Raw genomic sequence first — 22689 nt, 5'->3', positions numbered from 1 at the left:
TAAGCATACCATATTTTCTAACATTTTGAAATCTCAACAAACTTGGCTTTTTCCCGATAGGTCACATGTTTATCCAATTTTTCCTTATCGCCTTGAAGAAATCAGGAGGAAATAATGCGTCTTTTATCAGCAGCACTGGCCAAAACGGCAGCTATGAAGCCTTGAATTTTTCTCACTTTGGAAAAAAACCGGGCTTATCCCAAATAAGGAATGCCATTAAATTAAAAAAACGAAAACATTGATACATCAACGTTATTGCATGAAAAAGGGGTCTGCTCTAAGTCGAAAAATCGACTTATGAGACAGCCCCAGTTTCCCGATGATTATTTTTGGCTATCTTAGCTTCCATATTACATCGCTGATTTTAAGTTCATTCCGAAGCTGATGCAATTTTGTATTTTGATCGATGATGACGCACTCAATATCCATCATATCTGCAAAATCATACAATTGCTCTTTTGTGACAGCCAGTGAGAAGACGGTATGATGCGCCCCGCCAGCATAAATCCACGCTTCCGTTGCTTCGCTTAAGGAAGGAAGAGGCTTCCACAGCACTTTTGCAACCGGAAGATTCGGTGTATCCATTGTCGGCTGAACGGCTTTTACATCATTGACAATTAAGCGGTAACGGCCGCCCATCTCCACTAATGAAGCAACAATTCCATCTCCCGCTTTCCCGTCAAAAACAAGCCGGGCTGGATCCTCTTTTCCACCGATGCTTAATGGACGGACGATTATTTTCGGTTTTGTGGCGGCAACCGTCGGGCAAATTTCCAGCATATGAGAACCGAGAATCATTTCATTTCCTGGTTCCAAGTGGTACGTATAATCTTCCATAAAGCTTGTATCCTGATTATCGGCAACAATTTTCATATAACGAAGCAATGCCGCTGTTTTCCAATCTCCTTCCCCGGCAAATCCATATCCTTCTGCCATCAACCGCTGAGCAGCAAGACCCGGCAATTGCTTCATGCCATGCAAATCTTCAAAGTTGGTTGAAAATGCCGTATAATTTCCTTCTTGCAAAAACGCTTTTAAAGCAAGTTCAATGCGGGCTTGTTCCTTAATAGCCTCTTGAACCGGGCCCGGTTTCAATCCCTCTGGTTCAATTTCGTAAAGCTCTTGATATTCGGCAAATAATGCGTCTACTTCCCCATCGGAAATTTCTTTCATTTTTTGCACGAGATCGCCGATGCCATAGTAATCAACTGTCCAGCCAAATTTGATTTGCGCTTGAATTTTATCTCCATCTGTAACTGCAACATTTCTCATATTATCGCCAAATCGAGCAACGCGAATGTTGCGGCTTTCGCTTACTGCAACAGCTGTTTTCATCCAACCGCGGATCTTCTCTTGGACATCTTCATGTTTCCAATAGCCGACCACGACTTTGCGCGGTGCTCTTAAACGGGTTACCGTAAAGCCGTATTCGCGGTCGCCGTGAGCTGATTGATGCAAGTTCATATAATCCATGTCGATTGCATCCCATGGGATATCGCGGTTAAATTGCGTATGAAGATGCAATAAAGGCCTTTGCAATGCTTTTAAACCGGAAATCCACAGCTTGCCCGGCGAGAAGGTGTGCATCCAAGTAATCAACCCTGCACATTCTTCATCCGAATTAGCCTCTAAAACCAATTTATAAACATCATCTGCCGTTGTTAAAACTGCTTTAAATACAATTTCATTCGGGAAATTTCCTTCACGATTTAATGATTCGACAACTTGTTTGGAGTTTGCTTCCACTTCTTTTAATGCCTCTTCTCCGTAAAGATGCTGGCTTCCGGTTACAAACCAGAATTTGTAAGGTTTAACAGTCAACATTGAATATTCCCCCTATTATTGGCTTCGTAATGCTTTTAATCTCTTCATGACATCATTTGTTCCTCTGCCAAAATAATCATGAAGCAGACTATATTCTTGATACAGTTTTTCATAAATGGCAACGTTTTCTGGAATTGGCTTAATGGCATGTTCTTTAATGCGAGCCATGTTTTTGGCGGCATCTAAAATTGTGTCATAGCCGCCGGCTTTACCGCCTGCTGCTACAGCGGCAAACATCGCTGCCCCGAGAGCGGGTGTATGTTTTGAATCGGCGATCCGAATCGGCAGATTTGTCACATCCGCATAAATTTGCATCAACAGTTGATTCTTTTGCGGTAATCCGCCGCAAGCATATAATTCATTCACTTCAACTCCGTTTTGTTTGAAGGCATCCACAATCTTTCTTGTGCCGAATGCCGTCGCTTCCAGCAACGCCCGGTATATTTCTTCAGGTTTTGTTTGCAGCGTCATCCCGATGATTAAACCGCTTAATTCGGTGTCGACTAGAACAGAGCGGTTGCCGTTCCACCAGTCCAATGCCAATAAACCGCTTTCACCAGGTTTATATTTGGAAGCTAACTTTTCTAGATAGCTGTGAACATTCAATCCTTCTTTCTCAGCAGCCTCTTTCACGTAAGCAGGAACCGCTTGATCGACATACCAAGCAAAAATATCGCCTACCGCAGATTGGCCTGCTTCATATCCGTAAAATCCCGGGATAATGCCGTCCTCTACAACACCGCACATTCCTTCAACCGCTTTTTCTTCCGTACCAAGCAGCATATGGCAAATCGATGTTCCCATCGCCATCACCATTTTTCCCGGCTCCACTACTCCCATTGCCGGGACAGCCGCATGGGCATCAACGTTGCCGACAGCAACAGCAATCCCTTTTGGCAAGCCTGTCAGCTTGGCCATCTCCTCCGTTAAAGCGCCTGCCTTCGTCCCGAGCGGAACCACTTCACCGCGAAGCTTCGTATCCGTTAAGTTTTCCAGGCGAGGATCCAACGCTTTGAAAAATTCTTTGCTCGGATATCCCTCTTGCTTATGCCAAATGGCCTTATAACCTGCTGTACAGCTGTTGCGGACAAGGTTGCCTGTTAATTGTGAAATGACCCAATCCGTTGCTTCGACAAATTGGTCTGCTGCTTCATAAACTTCGGGAGCTTCATCTAATATTTGCCATATCTTTGCGATCATCCATTCAGAAGAAATTTTCCCGCCATATCTTGCTAAAAATTTTTCTCCGCGTTGTTCGGCAATTTGATTGAGTTTATTTGCTTCCGGTTGTGCTGCATGATGCTTCCACAGCTTCACCCAGCTGTGAGGATTGTTTTTCCACTCATCTTTCAAGCAAAGCGGAACAAAATGTTCGTCAATCGGCAACATCGTACAAGCAGTAAAGTCTATGCCAATGCCGATGACATCATTCGGATCAACCTTTGACTCTTGCAAAACGGCTGGCACTGAGTTTTTAATGACTTCCATATAATCATTCGGATGCTGCAATGCCCATTCATGATCAAGCTTGATATTTGTTTCCGGGAGCGTTTGATCGATCACGCCATGCCGATAAGGAGTCACATGGTCCGCAATTTCCCTGCCATCCTCAAGAGAAACCAAAACAGCTCGTCCTGATAACGTTCCATAATCAATCCCAATCGTGTATTTCCCCATGATTCATCTTCCTTTCTATTTTTTTGTCTGTCCATAATAAGCGTTTGCCCCATGTTTGCGGTAATAATGTTTTTCCAACAGCACGCGATCCATAGAACCCAATTCTGGATTGATTTGAAAAGAGTGAAGCGCAAGTTTGGCCACTTCCTCCAATACAACCGCATTATGAACAGCCTCTAACGCATCTTTTCCCCAATTAAACGGCGCATGACTATGAACTAGTACACTTGGAATTTCATTTGGATCAATGCCATTGCTTTGGAACGTTTCAACAATTACATTCCCTGTCTCGAGTTCATATTCACCTTCGATTTCTTCTTTTGTCATCGGTCTTGTACATGGTATCGTTCCATTAAAATAATCGGCATGGGTAGTTCCTAATGCAGGAATTGCTTTTCCTGCTTGCGCCCAACTTGTCGCCCATGGCGAGTGAGTGTGAACAATTCCGCCAATGTCGTGAAAATGTTTGTATAAAACCAAATGAGTAGGTGTATCCGAAGAAGGTTTTAAATTTCCTTCCACTATATTTCCCTCTAAATCTACTACAACTAAATCTTCTAATTTTAACGTTTCATACGGGACGCCGCTAGGTTTTATGATAACAAGTCCATCCTCCCTACTGATACCGCTTACATTGCCCCACGTAAAAGTAACCAATCCGTATTTTGGAAGAGATAAGTTCGCTTCAAGCACCTGCTCTTTTAATTTTTCCAGCACAAGCCTTCATCACCTTTCTGAAAATGTACGTTTTTCACTTATCCTAATTCATATATTATTACAAATTGTACGTACAATCAATGAATTTTTTCCGCTTTCACAAATTTGTCTATTTCTTTATTGATAAGAAATGTTGAGACCGCTTGTTTTATCCAACTCCCATCTATACAATATTATCATATATATAAAACATGCCGATCATAACTGAAATTTTTTAACAAATTGATTGGTTTCAGACATGTTTCCAAGAGAGAAAACTGTAAACAAATTTAAAATATGCAATTGACATGTACGAACAACCATAATAATATGGAAACAGCGGTATAAATTTACTTTATGCTGCTGAACATGTTAACCGCTTTCATTTGATTGCAAGATTGCTGGACACTTTCCTTTTTAATGGAGGTATTTTTGAGGAACCACATTATCATTCAGACGGATGTTGAAAAATCGACCATTCACCGCAATCTTACGGCCATTTTGCCGAACACCTTGGAAGAGGCATTTTGAAGTCATCTGGGTGGGAGAAAATTCACCGATTCCGAACACAAACGGCATTCGCAGCGATGTGCTGGAAGCTTTGAAAAAAATTAAAGTACCCGTTCTTCGATGGCCTGGAGGATGTTTTGCCGACGAATATCATTGGAAAGACGGAATCGGGCCACGTGAAAAAAGGAAAAAAATGATTAACACGCATTGGGGCGGTGTTGTTGAAAACAATCACTTCGGCACCCATGAGTTTATGATGCTTTGCGAAATGCTCGGATGTGAACCCTATATTTGCGGAAATGTGGCAGCGGCACTGTTCAGGAGATGTCCGAATGGGTTGAATATATGACATTTGACGGTGAATCGCCAATGGCTAACTTGCGGAAAGAAAACGGGCGCGAAAAACCTTGCTAGTTGAAATATTTTGGTGTCGGCAATGAAAACTGGGGTTGAGGCGGCAACATGAGGCCTGAATATTATGCAGATCTTTATCGCCGCTACCAAACGTTCGTCCGTCAATACAGCGATCAAAAAATATACAAGATTGCTGGGGGAGCAAATGTCGATGATTACAATTGGATCGAAGTGCTGATGAAAAATGCTTCCAGATTTATGGACGGGCTTAGCCTTCACTATTATACAATTCCCGGTGATTTTTGTAGAGGCAAAGGATCCGCAACGGTCTTTGACGAAGATGAATGGTTCATCACAATGAAAAAAGCTTTCTATATGGATGAACTCATCACCCGCCACAGCCATCTCATGGATCAATACGACCCGGAAAAACGAGTGGGATTAAGCATTGACGAGTTGGGAACGTGGTTTGATCCGGAAACTGGTACGAATCCAGGATTTTTGTATCAGCAAAATACAATACGCGATGCACTGGTGGCTGCCTTTCATTTTAACGTTTTCCACCAGCATTCGGACCGCGTTCATATGGCCAATATTGCGCAAATGGTCAATGTCTTGCAAGCGATGATTTTAACAAAAGGCGAAAAAATGATCTTAACCCCAACTTATCATGTGTTTGACATGTTTAAAGTCAATCACGATGCCAAACTGCTTGCAGTTGAAAGCCATGTTGAACAATATTAGTGGAATGAAGAAACATTGCCAAAAATCAGTGTTTCCGCCACCAAAGATCAAGAAAACCGAATTCATATCAATCTTTGTCATATCGATTTGCAAGACACGATTGAATTAACGATCGATGTAAGAGGAATGTCCATCCAAGAAGCAGGACCAATAAAAGGAACAATCTTAACAGCAAACGAAAAAAATGCCCATAACACCTTTGATCACCCGGAAAATGTAAAGCCAGACAGCTTTCATGATTTTGCGTGGAATGAAAAATATTTTAAAATACCTCCAATGTCCGTAGCAGTCTTGTAAATAAATGGAAGAGAAAGCCTGTGAGAAATGATTGCCGAAGATGCATGGAAAATGTGGTCATTACCGATGACATCATAGGCGAAATGATGAAAGAGGCACACATCGATGGAACGATGATTGCCTCTGACGACACGTATCAAAAGAGAATCGGTATTTGTCAAACATGCCCTCAACTAATGGACGGAACGACATGCCATTCAAGCGGTTACTTGATCCATTTTCAAGCAAAAATTTTAAGCAACCGCTGTCCGTCGCCGACAGACCCTAAATGGTAAAGCAAAGCCATGCCTCTCTCTCGTTTGACTTTTGAAACTGCAGTCATAATGCGTAATTTTTCGGATTATGAAGCAATTAAATTTGGTTTTCGTCCCCGCCTTTGAAAATTCAAGGCGGGCTTTTCTATCAATTTTATCCAAAAATATCCTCTCTTTTGTACTTTTCTTAAATTTCAATCCATATTTCCTTGAGCAAGCGGCAATAAAAAAAAGAGAACCTTTCAGAAGGTTCTCGGCAGAACGTCACAGAAAATTTGCGGAAATTGTGAAGGGAAAATCCTACAATGGTCAGATAAATAAAAAAATTGTGCGCTGCGCAATGTTTTTTGAGAAGTAACCTTTGTACGTTGCAAAATTTTGTTATGAAAATTTTCTGCGTTCAGGATCATAACAAAACTTTGCTCATAGCCGGTCGGATTCTTTTTGTTCTGGTATTTTTTAAATGTTACTCTCCTTATATTCGGGCAAATAAAACAATCACCATCTTCACAATAGATCCAGTTTTGGTATTTTTAATGTCTTTTTTGTATTTACGTGTTTAGAAAGGGCGATTTTTTTGTGCACTTTTTTGACAAAATAAAAGGGCACCAAAAAGTCAATTATCCTGACTTTTCGGACATCCCCTTCTTAAGAAGATCAGCGGCGCTGGCTTGCTTCAATCGCTTGTTTTAAATCTTCGATGATGTCTTCAATCGCCTCCGTGCCTACTGATAAACGGACAAGTCCTGGCGTTACGCCGGCTGCAAGCTGTTCTTCGCTCGTTAATTGTTGATGTGTTGTACTGGCAGGATGAATAATTAATGATTTGGAATCGCCAATGTTGGCAAGATTGGAGAATAATTGAACAGAATCGATTAATTTTCGGCCTGCTTCAACGCCGCCTTTTATTTCAAATGTCAAAATTGCTCCTTGCCCTTTCGGCATGTATTTTTTGGCAAGTTCGTACGAAGGGTGGCTTTCCAATCCCGGATAGCTGACCAATTCCACCGCTTCATGCTCTTGTAAAAATTCCGCCACTTTCAGCGCGTTTTCGCTATGGCGCTCCATGCGCAAATGCAATGTTTCAAGACCTTGCAAAAACAGGAACGAGTTGAAAGGCGAAAGCGTTGCCCCCAAATCCCTTAAAAGTTGAATGCGCGCTTTAGTAATGTAAGCCGCTTCTCCTATATCATCCGCATAAACCAACCCATGATAGCTGGGATCTGGTTCTGTGAATCCAGGGAATTTGCCACTTGCCTTCCAGTCAAATTTTCCGCTGTCAACAATCACGCCGCCGATGGAATTTCCATGTCCGCCGATAAATTTTGTTGCGGAATGAACGACGATATCGGCTCCGAATTCAATCGGACGCAGCAAGTACGGGCTAGGAATCGTATTATCGACAATAAGCGGAATGGAATGTTGATGTGCGATGGAAGCGACCGCCTCGATATCTAGCACATCCATTTTCGGATTTCCGATGGATTCCGCATAAAGCGCTTTTGTTTTGTCCGTAATAGCTGCTTCAAAGTTTTTTGGATCTGAAGCATCGACAAATTTAACAGTAATGCCGAGTTTCGGCAATGTATGCGCAAACATATTGTACGTTCCGCCATAGAGAGTGGAGGAGGAAACGATTTCGTCTCCGCTTGATGCGATATTGATGATGGAATAAAAAATAGCTGCCTGTCCGGATGACAGCGCAAGCGCACCAATTCCGCCTTCAAGCGCCGCAATCCGCTTCTCGAAGACGTCGCTCGTTGGATTCATAATTCTTGTATAAATATTTCCTTCTTTCTTTAAACCGAACAGATCGGCTCCGTGTTGGCTGTCTTCAAAAACGTAAGATGTCGTCTGATAAATCGGCACCGCTCTTGCTAAAGTCGTCGGATCTGGAACCTGACCGGCGTGAACGGCCAAAGTTTCCGGCTGAAATTTTTTTTCGTTTGACATTCGCTATTTCCCCCTTATGTACTGAATCCTGAACAGAAACAACATCATTTATCAAAACATTCAAAACTATTTTGATAAAGATAGTATAACATATAATCTTTCTTTGAACAGTATGGATTGTTTCGATCCAATTGCTTTTTTCAGGTAATTCATTTCTCAAAAGAAAAAACTGTGATCGGTTTTGCAACGATCTACAGTTTTAGATTTTCCAAAAAATGTTTTGTACCTTTCTGCAAAAAAAAATAGACGGCATACCATGATTGCTTCTTCCAAAGGAAATGGATATAGCTAACCGTTCGGATAACAGAAAAACTGCTTTCATTATTTGAATCATTAATCCATCATACGATAAGATTGAAAAGTAAATATAGTTTTTAAAGCGGCAGAAAAGAGGAAACGATTTTTTTATCTGAAAGATCCGTTATCCTGTTTCAGAATACCTTCGCTTGATCCACGAATAAACAGATAGTCCGTCTTTTTGTTATTTTATTTGATCTTTTTGCAAGAATTGTTGAACAAAATCATCATCATTTAAGTGAGGATATGCTTGATAAATGCGGTCTATTTCTTCCAGCTGGCCTTCCGATAATGTCTCGTTTTCGTTTAAGCAAATATTGTATTTTAATAATCCTTGCCTCTTTAGCACTTCATGAATGCCTGAAATACAACCGGAAAAATTGTTTTTCGCATCGAAAATCGCCGCATTGGCATCAGTGATTTCATTTGCTAGTTTGAAATATGCTGCAGGAATGCAATCATTCATGCGCACTTTTTTTATTTCCTCAAAAATTTCCACTGCTTTTGAGGTCCAGAATGCCCAATGGCCCAATAGACCGCCGACAATTCTTTTTTCAATGATATCACCATTGACCTTAAACCGATATGTTGAAAGCAAATCCATTAGCAGATGATCGTCATTTCCCGTATACAAAGCGATTTCATTTCTTCTCCTTGATTCGCATACAGCTCGCACAACATCAAGTGTTTGATAACGATTAAATGGAGCAATTTTTATGGCATATAACGATTCAATTTCTGCTGCTACCCGCCAAAATTGAAAGCTTAATGACCTTCCCCCGACAGCAGGCTGCAAATAAAATCCGAAAATCGGAATGACTGTTGCTATTTCTTGTAAATGGTGAACAAGCTGCTTCTCGCTGTAATGATTGAGGCCTCCCAAGCTCACTAATCCAAGATGGTAGCCCAAATCCCTTGCCAATGCTGCTTCTTCCTTGGCTTGTGCCGTTTCACCGCATATACCAGCTATTTTCAAAAAAGGGCGCTTTATATCGGCTTCCGAGATGGTTTCCGCTGCAAAGGACAGAACCTTTTCATATAAATGATATTCAGGATCTCTTATTTCAAATTGTGTCGTATGAACCCCGACGGCAATGCCTCCCGCTCCTGCTTCTATATAATAGTTTGTCAGCAATTTTTGATATGTTTCATCTAGATCTTTTGTTTCCGTCAATGCGAGAGGGTGTGCAGGAATGACGGTCCCTTCTTGCAGATGCCGGAATAATTCTGAGGATAATGGAAAGGACATTAAAACGCACCTTCCCTTTGCTGGAAATGTGTAGGCTTGGCGATGGTTATTCCGTTTCCTTTCACCCAGTCGCTGATCCAATCAATCATTTGATATAAAGTCACCGATGGATAACCAAATAAGCGAAAACATTTGCCAGCATTATTTAATAATGCTGTATCTTCTTCTTCATGGACAAATATCGGCTGTTTCTTCAGCCGATCCCCAAATGCTTCCGCCACTCTGCGGACAGACAGGAGTTCAGGCCCCGTTACATTTAAAATATTGGCGGGACTCGCGCAATGCAGTAAAGATCGAAGTGCATATTCATTTGCATCCCCTTGCCAAATCACATTGACATTCCCCATCTTTAAATCGATCGGTTTTTCCTGATAGACCGATTTTGCGATGTCTAACAACACCCCATAACGCATATCAATCGCATAGTTTAAACGGAAAATTAAAACCGGTGTCCCGTTTTTGATGGAATAATGTTGAAAAATTCTTTCCCTGCCTAAGCAAGTTTGGGCATATTCTCCGATGGGAGCAGCCGGATCCGTTTCGATCGACCCCCCAAGCTTGACAGGAGTAAGCGGATATATATTGCCAGTTGAAAAAACAACAAAACGGGAATTAGGAAATTTTTGAACAACCGTTCCAGGCAAATAGCTATTCATTACCCACGTATAGTGTGCATGACCGACTGTACCGAATTTCATGCCAACCATATAAATTATATTTTTTACATTCGGAAGTTTGTCTAAATTGCCTTCGTCCAACAAATCGGCAGCAATGGTGTCAATGCCTTGCGCTTCCAGTTCATCGCGCAGCTCATTGGCAGAAAAACGGGATACGGCAATCACCCTTTTATTCAACTGAGCCGCAGCAACTGCATTTTTGGCCAATTTCGCCAAACTTGGCCCCATTTTTCCGCCTGCTCCTAATATCATGATATCCCCATCAATTTTTTTCATATCTTCCACTAATCTGTCAGATGGAGTTGTCATCATTTTTTCCAATTGTTTTAATGTTTTCAAGATCCACACCCCTTCATTTTCACCAAAATGGGCATTTTCTTCCACATGATTTTCCATTTAATCCAGAATTATCAATTTTTTTTAGCTGATACAAACCCTTTCACACGTTTATCTTCCATAACGGTAGAAGGAGGAAATGTTTCCTTCGGCTGTTGATTTCTATTCCTCAGGATACTTGATAACTTTTGTTAATACAGGGCTTTGTTTATTGATCAGCTCTTTATAAGCCTTTTCCACTTCGTCAAGCTCGACAATTTCTTGTAAATATGGCGAAACATTAATGCGTTTCTCAGAAACAATCCGTATAAATTCTTCCAAATTTCTTCCTTCTGTCCAACGAACAAAACCATAAGGATAATCGACGGCATTTTTCTCAAAAATCGGATCATACCTCCCGGGGCCGCCCGCCCGTGAAATCAAAATTTTCGCCTCTTTAGCAAACATGTCCGCCCGCGGGAAATTCGTTTCAAGATCGCCTACAATTACAACTTTTCCTTGGTCGCGAATCCAGCCCAAACTTTTATGGGTTAAATCTGATTTTTTTCCGCTCGCGCATAAAAACACAGCATCAACACCATAATGATTCGTGCATGTTTGAATGGTTTGTTCAACGTCTTGCAAAGTTAATAATGACGGTATGCCTGTAAGATTTTCAAAGCTGTTCGCCCTTGCTTCCGATACATCATGAACTATTACACGATAAAGGGAGGCATGAGCAATTTGAGCAATTAATTGTCCAAGAATTCCCAGCCCGACAACGACCGCCCATTCGCCAAATTGCAGCTGTCCTATGCGCAATGCATGAATAGAAATTGCCCCTAAACCGCCCAGAGCAGCCGCTTTTGGTTCTACGTGGCTTGGGACTTTGCAGCATAATGTTTTCGGAACAAGCAAATATTGGGCGTGTTTGACATAAGGGGATCCATAGCAAGCAACCAAATCCCCCTTCGAAATCGTTTTGACACCATCCCCCACTTCAACAGCTACTCCCACTGCACTATACCCCAATGAAATGGTTCGCCCTTCACTGGCTTCAATTAAAGAAATTTCAGTGCCGGGGCTGATGACGGAATATTTGGTTTTAATGAGAATATATTGGTCTTTTATTTTTGGAATTTCACTTTCTTCTAAATAAACCGCTTTATCTTTTGCAACAACCGTTTTCAATTTATTGAGCTCCTTTCTTTTCTATGTTGTCCTTTGTAAGAAGTGTGCGGATCCTCTGGACAAACAATTTTTCAGTCAGCAATCCCGACAAATACAGGCGCATTTCATGTTGAATCTCACTTAATTCTTGAAACGTAACACCAATATCGGAAAATAACCGGTAAGTCGGGATAATTTCTCTAAATAAATGAAATCTTGACGGTTTATAAATCTTTTCATCTCCCGTTTTTTCAGCTTCCTTTTTCACACTGGGAATACTTAATGTATGCTTACGAATCATCCCTTGTACAGAATCGGAACTGATAAAATCAACAAACTTTTTCGCAGCATGAATTTTCGTTGAATGCTTATTAATAGCAAAACCTATAATTAACAATAACGTCATGGCGCTTGAGAGATACGGCAAAGGCGCAATATCATAATCAAGATTCTGTTCTTTAAATACATTTAAACTAAAATAAGAGGAAACAATCATAGACACTTTTTCTTGAATAAATAGTTTTTCTGCATCTTGGTCGCTATCCGATAAAAAAGTTTGCAAAATTCCTTGTTTATCAAACATTTCTCTAATCGTATGAATGCTTTCCAATAGGCGCTCTTCATCAAATGAAACAAAACCATTGATGTTCCGCTGAAAATAAATATGATTTTGCAAAAGAAACAATGGCCAGCGATTTAAAGAAAGCGGGTGCAAATATATGCCGCAATGGCGGTCAGCCCCTGCTTCCGTCGATAATTGCAGCGCTACTTTTAAAGCATCTTCCCACCTCCAGCTGCTGTCAGGCAAAGGTAGATTGTTCTTTTCAAAGTGCTTCGGATTATAACAAAGGATAATCGGCGAAAAAACAAACGGTCTGACAAAGACGTGGTTTCCATCATTCGTCCGAAAAGGCTTTTCCAAAAATGGATAGATTGAGCCATCGCTGTCAATATGGGCAAAAATGTCCCCAGGTGCTGAAAATGTGCAAAAATCATTATAGTTAATCGAAACGACATCAATCATATCACTGTTAAAAAAATCAAGAACCGTTCTTTGATATTGATCATATGGCAAGGCAATCGTCTGTACTTTAATATTGGGATTTTCACGTTCAAAATGTTGCACGATTTCTAAAAACTTCGTCTCTTTTAAAAGAGACGGATAATATCCTACCCGCAAAATCATTTGATCATACGGTTTATTGGACACCACCAAATTTCCAATGCGCGATTTTTTTACGATTAATCCCTCTGACACAAGAGTTTCTAAACCTTTTCTGACAGAATTTTTACTAAGGTCAAATTTTTCGGCTAAGCTTTGTTCAGACGGGAGATAGTCTCCCACGAAAATCTCTTCATTCAAGATTTGATTTCTTAACGTTGAAACCATATGGTCTAATTTAGCTTGAAATTCTTCCCTGCTCTTTTTTTCTGACATAATCCGATTTCCTTTCTGCAATGGATGTTCCGGCTGCATATTTTCAGGATATCCGGCAGTTATTTTAGACCGCTTAAAGCAATACCTCTGACAAAATATTTTTGGAAGAACAAAAAGACTAAGAAAGTCGGAATGAAGGAAATGACAGAACCTGCCATTTCAACACCAAAATTTCCTTCTTTCGTTAACATGGAAGCCAAACCGACTGTCAACGGATACATTTCTTCACTTGTTGTAAAAATTAACGGCGTTAATAAGTCATTCCAGTTGCTGATAAAGGCAAATGTTCCGACGGTTGCTATGACCGGTTTTGATAACGGAAGCAAAATTCGAAAAAAGACGGTAAAATCATTTGCTCCGTCCATATAAGCTGCTTCCTCTAGATCTTTGGGCAAAGTCGTCATAAATTGCTTTACAAAGAACACTCCCATAATCCCCCAAATTTCTGGCACGATGAATGGCAAGTATGTATTGATCCAGCCAAATTCTTTAAACATAATGTATCTTGGAATAATTAACAATTGACTCGGCACCATGACAACAGCCATCATGATCCAGAAAATGACTTCCCGGCCGAAAAAATTCTTTTTAGCAAAAATATAGCCAAGAACCGCTGCGAAAAACATTTGCGTAAAAACAGGAATGATCGTAATGATAAAAGAATTCATGATCCATCTGACAAAATTTCCATTCGTCAAAATGTATTGGAAGTTGGCAAACGTCAGTTCCTCTGTCAAAATCCACGCATAAGGGTTGCCAATGGCCGTCCGCATTTCTACCATGGATCCGATGAGCATAATGATAAACGGGCTTAAAAACAAGAAAGCAAAAATGATGAAAAATATATACACCCAACTTTTGTTTGATTTCAAACGATTCCCCTCCTCCAAAGAATAGGTGTATCACGCTGCCCTTGATTCCTGCAAGCCTTCATTGGTTGCTGCTGAAATTATGCCGTGTTTATTTGCACGATCGTGATTGGCAGGGGATTCTGAGCCTTTTTATCAATTACTTATAGGTCACTTCATCACCCAAATATTTTTTTTGAACAATGGAGATGACAAATATCATAAAGAACAGTATATATGCAAGCACGCTGGCATAGCCGAGCCGAAGCGCCGTAAATCCTTCTTGATACAAGTAATAAACAATAGTGGTTGTTGAAAAATCCGGTCCTCCAGAAGTTAATAAGAAGGCGGAGTCAAAAATTTGAAAAGACCCAATCGTTGTAATAATGGCAACATAAAAATGAATGGGCAATAATAAAGGAAATGTTATTTTCCAAAAGATTTTCCAGCCGTTCGCCCCATCCATCCTAGCAGCTTCGTAATATTCAGAAGGAACGGACTGTAAACCCGCATAATAGTAAATCATTGTACTGCCGCAGACTTTAAAAATGCTTAAACCAGCCAGCACCATTAATGCTTGTCTTGAATCGGAAAGAAACAGCTGCGGCTCAATGCCAAATAATCCTAAGAATGAGTTGACAAATCCATCATCCGTTCCTTTAAAAATCCACGCCCAAATTCCAGAAATCACTACAAATGATGTGACAACAGGCAAAAAATACACACCCTTAAAAAATCCGCTGCCTCTTTTTCTCGTGTCGATTAAAAGGGCAAGAATTAAACCGAGAGCCATGGTCGGCAATATATAGTAAACAGAGAACACCACCGTATTCCATATTGATTTCCATGCCAATTTATCCGAAAAAAACTGCATCCAGTTTTTCAAACCGATAAATTTCGGCTCGCCAATGACCGGCCAGTTCGTAAATGTTAAATAAAAACTAAAGGCGATTGGGTATACCTGAAAAATGATAAAATGGATCAGAACAGGGAATAAAAAAATATAAACAATTCCATAACGGCTCCAATGTTTTCGCCAATGAAATCGTTTTGCCGGTGAAACAGCTTGTGTTTGCGGCATGATATCTCCTTCCTTTTTTACCGGATTTCCCAATGATGAAAAAGGGGAGTGAAAAATCCCCTTATTGCGTTTAAAGCCCTGCTTTTTCGATTTCTTCTTTCACTGCTTTAGCCATATCATCTGCTGCTTGCTGCGGAGTTTTCTTTCCTTCTAACATTGCTTGTATTTCAGCTTGAATTTTTGGGATAACCGTGCGGGCAACAGGATGAACAACGCCTGGTTTTGCATACTGGGCATATTCTGTCAATTGCTTCATTAGTGGATCGTTGTCATAAATGGAAGCCGCGGACTTTCTTGCTGGTATATATTTTGTTAATTGATTAAATGCTTTTTGATGTTCGGTGCTTGTCATTACTTTAATAAATTGTGCTGCCGCTTCTTTATTGTCGCTGTTAGCTGCAACAACAAACATTCCGGTTGTTCCAAACGTGGCCATTTCCTGATCTTTCAATGGCGGGCCGATGACAAAATCTTCAAAGCCGCGTTCTTTTAAAGTACTGATTGTTAAACTAGTACCCCAGGCAGCTAACAATTTATTCTCAACAAACAGTGTAAAATGATCCAGCGAGTTAACCGAGTCTTTCGGAATATAGCCATTTTTATACCAATCATGGATTAATTCCAGTGCTTTCACACCTTCCGGCTGGTTAATGACAACTTTACCGTTTTGATCGATAACGTCACCGCCAGCTTGCCAAATTAGCGGATAAAGCGTGGCGTTTGGAGTATTTCCTCCTTCAAAGCTTCTTGCATAATATCCTTTATCTGCTGCCTTTTTTGCTAATTCATTAAATTCCTCCCAAGTCGCAGGCAAATGTTTCGGATCGCCGCCGATTTCTTTTAATAATTTTGTATTATAAAAATAGGTTTGCACCTCGCGCAAAATCGGCAATCCGTAAATTTCATCCTTATACGTAACCGATTCTAATGCTGATGGTGTAAAATCTTCCTTATCCCAATCATCACCCAATAAATCGGTAATAGGCGTCAATACACCTTCCTCTGCAAATTGCGCCATCATGTCTGGAATAATATAAAAAACGTCCGGTCCTTCATTTGCAGCTAACGCTGTTAAAATTCTTTGTTCACGATTGGCCCAAGGAATTTCTTCAAATTTGACTTTCACATCAGGATATTTTTCATGAAACGTTTTTACCATATTGTTGAAAACTTCTGTTTGTTTGTCTTTCAATTCGCTGCCTACAAACGGATGAATCCAAACAGTTAATTCCCCTTTCATTTTTTTATCATTGCCTGCAGCACCGGAAGATTGGTTAGTGCCGGAACAAGCCGTTAGCATTGAAAGAAACACGAAACACCCCAAAAAAACCACCCAAAACCTCTTCTTTTTCATTCTACTTCTCCCCCCATCCCTCAAAACTAGTTCATATCTGGTTCACAAATTAAATATAGAGCAACCACCGATCACTTGTCAATTATTATTCTGAATTTTTTTATTTTTTTAAATTTATTCAAGTTCATCCCTATGATTTTGCCCTGTAACAATCTTTTTCGTAATCTTCAAATAGGTCTTTCTACCAAAAAAAATGGAAGTGAATCAGATTTTTTTCTTATTTTTATAAATTTTCAGAAAATTATATTTTATTTCTAACCGCTTTATTGTATGATTTTTTATGAACCAGATGTAAACTAGAATTTCCACAAGGAGGGATTGGAAAACAACGGTTGCTAAAAACGGCATCGTTTATATTGCCGCTGGCGCTAATTGGTATCATTGTGATCCTATCAATGATTCGGTGAAAAATTTTGGGAAGCCGATCAGTTCTGAAACAACACTATGGCATTTCCCTTACCAATGGGATCAATTCAGCCACTATTGGCGGGAAGCTTTTTTACATTATGATCAAGGTGAGGGAACGTTTTACGGCACCAGTTTAGGGCGACTGTTTTGTTTTGAACCGGACAGTTGGGAAGCGCAAGTGTTGAAAACAAATGCATCGCTGTTTGCAAAAGATTGGCTTGGCAATATTGCACAGAATTATTTTCCTATATTCGTTTAATTTTTCCTTGGAAAGGAGGAGGCTGGATTGCCAGGTTTGAAAAAATCTTATCTATTTATGAACGTAATCCTCATCATTTTCCTGCTTTCGTTTGTGCCCGAACGGATTGCAGCCAGCAGCGATCCGTTCCCTGAATATGCAAATGCGGTTGAATTAACAAAACCGCTAAATAGCGCTGCGACCATATATGATGGCGCTGTAGGAAAAGAGCATAATCATGACGTGCTGTATACGACCTCCAAAGGTGTTCCGGCAATGTTTTATGTGATTGATTTAGACGAAAATAAATTGCTTCACTCTTTCCCTCTTGAAGGAGCTGCCGATTCTTGGCAGCATGAAGTGGCGCCAAACGGAACGGTATATATTGCTGCCGGAAAAAATCTATGGAGGTATTCGCCGGAAACAAAAGATGTAAAAGCGTTGGCTTCCATTCCTGAATCTTCATTATGGGCTTTGGCAGTAGATGAAGAAAGCAACGCTTATGTCGGAACTTACCCGAACGGAAAAGTATTTCAATATCATTCAAAAACAGGCGAATTGCGTGACTACGGAAAAATGATTGGAGTAAAAAATCAGGAATACGTCAGATCCATGGATTATCATCAAGGTTATATATATGCGGGAACCGCCGATAAAAAAATTATCAAACTAAATGTTGAAACCGGGGAAAAGGAAGATATTTCACAACCATTGAATGAAACAGGATTTGTCTATGACCTTGATATCGTCGATGAGCGATATTTATTTGCTAGATATTCCGCCTCCAAAACGATGTATATATACGATTTGCAGGAGCAAAAATGGCTCGACGTCAAAATGGAAAACGTGAATGGACTTCATGTCGCGGATTCATTGAACAATAAAGTATTTTTTATTGCTGATGAAAAACTAAAATATATCGATTTATCGACGCTGCAAATCGGAGAAACATCCATTCCATACAAAAGCAGCTTGCGCGGAGCGGATTGGGTAGAGATCGAAAATGATTCAAGACTTCCCGGAAAAAGCCTTGTTACGATCTCCATTGATGGAAAAGTGAATTTTTCCAATATTGAAACCGAAACATTCGTTCAATATCCATCCGTTATTCCGCCGTCGGCCAATGTAATAAACAAAATATATGCCTATTCAGAGGATAAGATTTATATTAGCGGGATGACTGGTACAACAGGTGCGGTTTACAATCCTCAAACAAACAGCTGCCAATCTTTTGTTCTTGGACAAGCCGATTCTATCCATCATTGGAACAATCATATCTATTTCGGCGTATACCCTGACGGAAGTGTTCAATCTCTTGATCCAAATGTTGAACCGAGCGGAGCAGTTTCAAAATTGTTTGCCATAGGGAATGAACAAGACCGGCTGCATACCATAACAGATGGCGGCGGTAAATTATTCATCGGAAGTATTGCCACATACGGAAAATTAGGAGGAGCTCTTACAGTTTTTGACGGGCAATCACATAAAGTCTACCGGAATATTGTAGAAAATCAAAGTATTATCGGATTAGCCTATAAGGACGGAAAAGTATATGGATCGACAACGATTTACGGCGGTTTAGGAAGTGAACCTACTGCTGAAGAAGCTAAAATTTTTGTTTGGGATCCTGTTCTTGAGAAAAAGATGAAAGAAACGGCTTTAACAATCGATGGGCTTGAGAAGCCGGAGCATATCGGCGATTTAGTTGTCGGCCCAAAGGATGGGTATATATGGGGAGCTTCTAAAGGAGTCGTTTTTGCCTTGCATCCTGATACATTAGAAGTTATAAAAAGTGTTGAAGTGGTAAAAAACCCGTTAATTGGTGCTTGGAATTCCATTCATCTTGAGTGGTCCAATTCAGGGTTGCTTTACGCCAATATCGGCAATCAATTATATGTCATCGACCCGGAAACGCTCAAGTATCAATTTATTGTCAATACCGTCTCCTTCACCCTTGGGAAGGATGGCAACATTTATTTTTCCAAATACAATAATCGAACCGTTTTAGCCAAAATTTCTGTATTTGAAAAAGAAAAATTTGAATGGGGGAAAATCCCCGTAACGAACGCCAGTTTCGAAAATGGCCATATAGGTTGGACTTCCATGTTTCAAACCGGTGTAGGCTACACATATTCCGTCACGAACGAAAAAGCCCATTCCGGACAATCCAGCTTAAAAATCGACGATGCATCCAGAAATCAATCAGTGGCCATATATAGCAACCCGATTCCTGTTCAGCCGAACGGTATTTATAAAAGCAGCGTGCAAATGTTTATTGAATCAGGTACGCCATCATTGCTTGTCCGCATCTATGATAAAGATGGCAACCAACTGGCAGAAGAAGCGATCCAAGTGAAAAACGCAAGTGAACAAAAATGGCAGTATGTTGAACAAAAAATAACAGCACCTGAATATGCGGCATTTGCCCGTTTGTTTGCTTTAAGCACCTCTTATGCTTTAACTTCAACGTATTTTGATGATTTTTCCTTTTTTGCATTAAAAGAAAAACCGGAAACCATTCAAAAAATTTATTTAACAATAGCTCCTACCGAATTAACTAGAGGTATGCCTGCCGCTTATTCAGTAAAAGCGATAACAAATCGTGGAAAAGAATTTCCTGTTAACGCCGTTTTATCGATATCAGATGAAGAAGTGGCAAAGCTTGAAGGAAACCGCTTGATTGCACTAAATCCAGGTTCTGTTGAAGTCCGGGCAATCGTTGTCGAAAACGGCCGGCAGCTGATTTCAGAACCCGTCGAAGTCAAAGTTGTCGTAACTTTTGCTTCTTTGAAAGAATATTTGTCTAAATTAAAAAATACCAATCAAATACCGCATCCTGTTTACATGCGGCTGTTCAACCATTTAAAACAAGCTGAACAACATAAACTAAACGGGAGAACGGATCAAGCGAAACATCATTTGTATAAAACAATCGAATGGCTTGAAAAAGAAAATAGAAAAATCGATCATTCCATCAAAAATGACTTATCGATCGATATCCAATTTTTGATTCACCATTTGGACAAATAGGCAGAATAGAAAAAACAGTGGCAAAACGGCCTTCTTATCCGCTGGACAAATTTTGCCTGCCCCGGATAGGAGGGCAATGCTTTTTTTTACTTTAATTCGAAAGCAAAATACGTTTTATATGCTCCGGGACAACTATTGCCCTCGGCGGAGTTTCCTCAACCGATACCCATGCTCTTACTTCATATCCTTCAGCTGCAATGGTTTCCTGTTTGTAAAATTTGTGGCTGATTTTCACCACTTTTTGTTTCACTTCCAAAATTTCCGATCGGACAATGACTTGCTCATCATATGTAAGCGGAGCTTTGAATTGGCAAAAAGCTTCCAACAATGGGAGAGCAATATGTTCTTCTTTTTGCAGTTTCGCCATCGAAAGACCTGCAACACTAAAAAGTTCATGCGCTGCTTGATCCATCCAACGGTAAAAATTCGGATAAAAGACAATCCCTGCTGCATCGGTATCACCCCATGCAACCTTGAACGAATATTCATTTTTCAACTTTGCCTTCACCTCGATAAGTAAATAACTGCCGCGTTATTCCGCAAAAAATTCTTGTCTGCCAAAAGCAGGCCGTCATTTTCATTTATGATCAGATGTTTCCTCCAAATAGCGCTTTACCAACTGGTAGCAATCATCAATATGTTTATTTCCCAAATATTTCATTGCGGCATAGCTGATGCCGGCTGATACACCAAGCCCAACAAGCGGAATCCACTTGCTCGTCTGCTTTGCAGCAAAGCGGGAAGCTGCTTTTTTGACGATGTTCAACACAATTTTTTTGCCGATTGCTTTGCCGACCAGTTCATTTCCAAGAGAAGTGGCAAGAATCATGACAAGTTCCTTCGATTTTGAATCCAATTGGTCGACCTGTTCTTTCGATAAACCGAATTTGCGATTAATGTCATTCAGCAAGTCTTTCACTAGTGCGGCATCGACCGTCACATCAATGCCGGGTATCGGCACGGCAGCGGCAACCGCTGAATAAGATGAGCGTCTTTTCACCATTTTCCGGCATTCATCTCGTATTTGATTCAATTCTTCGATCGTTTTTGGCAACATATGGATTCCTCCAAAAAATTTTCTTTCATCTCAAGCATCATGTAACTTACGTCTTCAGGCATAATGACGGAAAATATCCAAGAAAGTTCTTGTCTTGAGGTAAACATGATTCTTTTCCTATATAACATACCCTATCATAACCAACAGCAAACGAGCAAACGAACAAATGAATCTTTTCTTTTTGCGAATTGCGTCTTAGACCGTTCTTATCGATTCCAGTCTTTTTATTAATATTTTAAAAACAGACCTTCAAAAACTGTCCCGTTTCCAAGCTCGCTTTTTACTTCAATCAAGCCGTTATGCAATTCAATAATAGATTTGGCCAGCGCCAAACCAATGCCGACTGAATCAGTTTTTTTTCGATGTTTTTGCTTTATAAAACCTTCTAAAAATATGGGGCAAATCTTCTTCGCTTATTCCTTCGCCCGTATCTTCAATCCTAACAGTTGAATAAACCGGGTTTTGGTTGACTTCAATCTTGATGATTCCTCCTGCTGGAGTATGTTCAATTCCGTTTTTGAAAATATTGATCAATGCTTTGAATCGTTATGATCCTCTTAGCCATTTCAGCAATATGAATATCATGGGTAATTAAGATTAATGTTTGCCGGTACTTTCTCGCCGTCAGCTTTAATAACTCCACTACTTCCTTAGAGTTTTTGCTGTCGAGGTTCCCTGTCGGCTCATCCGCCAATATAATTGACGGTTTATGACACTGAGCCCGTCCGATCGCAACCCGCTGCTGTTGTCCTCCTGATAGCTGCGAAGGCAAATGTTCTCTACGATCGGAAAGCCCCAAAATGCCGATAATCTCGTTTAAATACGTTTGATCAATTTCTTCATGATCTAAAAGTGCTGGCAAAACGATATTTCCTTCAACTGTTAAAACAGGAATGAGATTGAAAAATTGAAAAATAAATCCGATTTTTTCTGCGCCGGAATATGGCCAGTTTTTCTTCGTTGTATTCGAAAATGCTTTCTCCATCGATGATCACTTCTCCGCTTCTCGGTTCATCCAGCCCGCCGATCAAATGAAGAAGCGTGGTTTTTCCAGAACCTGATGCACCGACGATGGAGACGAATTCCCCTTTTTGAACAGAAAAATGAATCTTTTTCAATGCTTCTACCTTGTTCTCTCCGGTGCCGTAAACTTTCCAAAAATTTTTCACATGCAAAATTTCTGTCATCGTCACTGTTCCTCCTGTTTCACCTCTTCTT

16 protein-coding genes and 3 pseudogenes are annotated in these 22689 nt (G+C 40.3%); 4 read left to right on the top strand and 15 right to left on the bottom strand.

Translation table 11 applies throughout. From position 1 onward, the window contains the following. Nucleotides 1-333 precede the first annotated feature (333 nt). Genes araA through araD form a run of 3 tightly spaced genes read right to left on the bottom strand, consistent with a single transcriptional unit; the run spans nt 334 to nt 4218 of the window. Nucleotides 334-1824 carry an L-arabinose isomerase gene (gene araA / locus AC0KTX_RS01595; RefSeq protein WP_474250485.1) on the bottom strand — a complete coding sequence of 497 codons (1491 nt, stop codon included), beginning with the start codon at nt 1822-1824 and terminating at the stop codon, nt 334-336. Nucleotides 1825-1839: 15 nt separating this feature from the next. Next, complete coding sequence (locus AC0KTX_RS01590; RefSeq protein ID WP_474250484.1) at nt 1840-3501, bottom strand: ribulokinase; 1662 nt, start codon at nt 3499-3501, stop codon at nt 1840-1842. A 15-nt stretch (nt 3502-3516) separates the two neighbouring features. After that, complete coding sequence (gene araD, locus AC0KTX_RS01585; RefSeq protein ID WP_474250483.1) at nt 3517-4218, bottom strand: L-ribulose-5-phosphate 4-epimerase; 702 nt, start codon at nt 4216-4218, stop codon at nt 3517-3519. A 399-nt stretch (nt 4219-4617) separates the two neighbouring features. Between araD and AC0KTX_RS01580 the strand changes: the two are divergent. Both AC0KTX_RS01580 and AC0KTX_RS01575 read left to right on the top strand, forming a co-directional pair. After that, nucleotides 4618-6102: pseudogene (locus tag AC0KTX_RS01580) on the top strand (alpha-N-arabinofuranosidase). Between the two features lie 20 nt (nt 6103-6122). Next, complete coding sequence (locus AC0KTX_RS01575) at nt 6123-6377, top strand: DUF6171 family protein (RefSeq protein ID WP_474250482.1); 255 nt, start codon at nt 6123-6125, stop codon at nt 6375-6377. Between the two features lie 636 nt (nt 6378-7013). Here the strand turns inward: AC0KTX_RS01575 and AC0KTX_RS01570 are convergent. From AC0KTX_RS01570 to AC0KTX_RS01535, 8 genes are all read right to left on the bottom strand, one after another. Beyond that, on the bottom strand, nt 7014-8309 hold the full coding sequence (locus AC0KTX_RS01570) for a homocysteine synthase (RefSeq protein ID WP_474250481.1): 1296 nt from the start codon (nt 8307-8309) through the stop codon (nt 7014-7016). Between the two features lie 481 nt (nt 8310-8790). After that, a complete protein-coding gene (locus tag AC0KTX_RS01565) occupies nt 8791-9855 on the bottom strand; it encodes a dihydrodipicolinate synthase family protein (RefSeq protein ID WP_474250480.1) in 1065 nt (354 codons plus the stop codon). Beyond that, nucleotides 9855-10871 (bottom strand): NAD-dependent epimerase/dehydratase family protein, encoded by a 1017-nt coding sequence (locus AC0KTX_RS01560; protein ID WP_474250479.1) that lies wholly within the window; start codon nt 10869-10871, stop codon nt 9855-9857. The genes AC0KTX_RS01565 and AC0KTX_RS01560 overlap by 1 nt, the downstream gene beginning before the upstream one ends. Nucleotides 10872-11030: 159 nt before the next feature. Then, nucleotides 11031-12038, bottom strand: coding sequence for a zinc-dependent alcohol dehydrogenase (locus AC0KTX_RS01555; protein ID WP_474250478.1), 1008 nt, complete (start codon nt 12036-12038; stop codon nt 11031-11033). A 1-nt stretch (nt 12039) separates the two neighbouring features. Then, nucleotides 12040-13455, bottom strand: a complete 1416-nt coding sequence (locus AC0KTX_RS01550) for an extracellular solute-binding protein (RefSeq protein WP_474250477.1) — start codon at nt 13453-13455, stop codon at nt 12040-12042. 59 nt (nt 13456-13514) lie between these two features. Continuing rightward, a complete protein-coding gene (locus AC0KTX_RS01545; RefSeq protein ID WP_474250476.1) occupies nt 13515-14327 on the bottom strand; it encodes a carbohydrate ABC transporter permease in 813 nt (270 codons plus the stop codon). A gap of 136 nt (nt 14328-14463) precedes the next feature. Then, nucleotides 14464-15384 carry a carbohydrate ABC transporter permease gene (locus AC0KTX_RS01540; RefSeq protein WP_474250475.1) on the bottom strand — a complete coding sequence of 307 codons (921 nt, stop codon included), beginning with the start codon at nt 15382-15384 and terminating at the stop codon, nt 14464-14466. Nucleotides 15385-15454: 70 nt separating this feature from the next. Then, nucleotides 15455-16738, bottom strand: coding sequence for a sugar ABC transporter substrate-binding protein (locus AC0KTX_RS01535; RefSeq protein ID WP_474250474.1), 1284 nt, complete (start codon nt 16736-16738; stop codon nt 15455-15457). A 403-nt stretch (nt 16739-17141) separates the two neighbouring features. Between AC0KTX_RS01535 and AC0KTX_RS01530 the strand changes: the two genes are divergently transcribed. Both AC0KTX_RS01530 and AC0KTX_RS01525 read left to right on the top strand, forming a co-directional pair. Then, nucleotides 17142-17405, top strand: a complete 264-nt coding sequence (locus AC0KTX_RS01530) for a hypothetical protein (protein WP_474250473.1) — start codon at nt 17142-17144, stop codon at nt 17403-17405. Nucleotides 17406-17432: 27 nt separating this feature from the next. Next, on the top strand, nt 17433-20414 hold the full coding sequence (locus AC0KTX_RS01525) for a carbohydrate binding domain-containing protein (protein ID WP_474250472.1): 2982 nt from the start codon (nt 17433-17435) through the stop codon (nt 20412-20414). A gap of 91 nt (nt 20415-20505) precedes the next feature. Here AC0KTX_RS01525 and AC0KTX_RS01520 read toward each other — a convergent pair whose 3' ends face one another. The 4 genes and pseudogenes from AC0KTX_RS01520 to AC0KTX_RS01505 all read right to left on the bottom strand — a co-directional run bounded on the left by AC0KTX_RS01520 (nt 20506) and on the right by AC0KTX_RS01505 (nt 22658). Next, on the bottom strand, nt 20506-20910 hold the full coding sequence (locus AC0KTX_RS01520; RefSeq protein ID WP_474250471.1) for an acyl-CoA thioesterase: 405 nt from the start codon (nt 20908-20910) through the stop codon (nt 20506-20508). An 81-nt stretch (nt 20911-20991) separates the two neighbouring features. Next, entirely contained in the window at nt 20992-21471 is a 480-nt protein-coding gene (locus AC0KTX_RS01515; RefSeq protein WP_474250470.1) for a hypothetical protein, read from the bottom strand. Between the two features lie 227 nt (nt 21472-21698). Then, a pseudogene (locus AC0KTX_RS01510) lies at nt 21699-22005 on the bottom strand (sensor histidine kinase). Further along, nucleotides 21977-22658: pseudogene (locus AC0KTX_RS01505) on the bottom strand (ABC transporter ATP-binding protein). The pseudogenes AC0KTX_RS01510 and AC0KTX_RS01505 overlap by 29 nt, the downstream one beginning before the upstream one ends. Nucleotides 22659-22689 lie beyond the last annotated feature (31 nt).

The sequence above is a fragment of the Aeribacillus sp. JST-2 genome (assembly GCF_056032925.1).
Note: the sequence above shows the minus strand (reverse complement) of the source record. Positions and strands in the feature narration are given on the sequence as shown.

Bases quoted from the DNA above. Each gene is read 5' to 3' on its own strand.
- AC0KTX_RS01515 (WP_474250470.1), bottom strand. From the start codon at position 21,471: ATGTTGCCAAAAACGATCGAAGAATTGAATCAAATACGAGATGAATGC.
- AC0KTX_RS01570 (WP_474250481.1), bottom strand. From the start codon at position 8,309: ATGTCAAACGAAAAAAAATTTCAGCCGGAAACTTTGGCCGTTCACGCC.
- AC0KTX_RS01550 (WP_474250477.1), bottom strand. From the start codon at position 13,455: ATGTCAGAAAAAAAGAGCAGGGAAGAATTTCAAGCTAAATTAGACCAT.
- AC0KTX_RS01565 (WP_474250480.1), bottom strand. From the start codon at position 9,855: ATGTCCTTTCCATTATCCTCAGAATTATTCCGGCATCTGCAAGAAGGG.
- AC0KTX_RS01590 (WP_474250484.1), bottom strand. From the start codon at position 3,501: ATGGGGAAATACACGATTGGGATTGATTATGGAACGTTATCAGGACGA.
- araA (WP_474250485.1), bottom strand. From the start codon at position 1,824: ATGTTGACTGTTAAACCTTACAAATTCTGGTTTGTAACCGGAAGCCAG.
- AC0KTX_RS01540 (WP_474250475.1), bottom strand. From the start codon at position 15,384: ATGCCGCAAACACAAGCTGTTTCACCGGCAAAACGATTTCATTGGCGA.
- AC0KTX_RS01535 (WP_474250474.1), bottom strand. From the start codon at position 16,738: ATGAAAAAGAAGAGGTTTTGGGTGGTTTTTTTGGGGTGTTTCGTGTTT.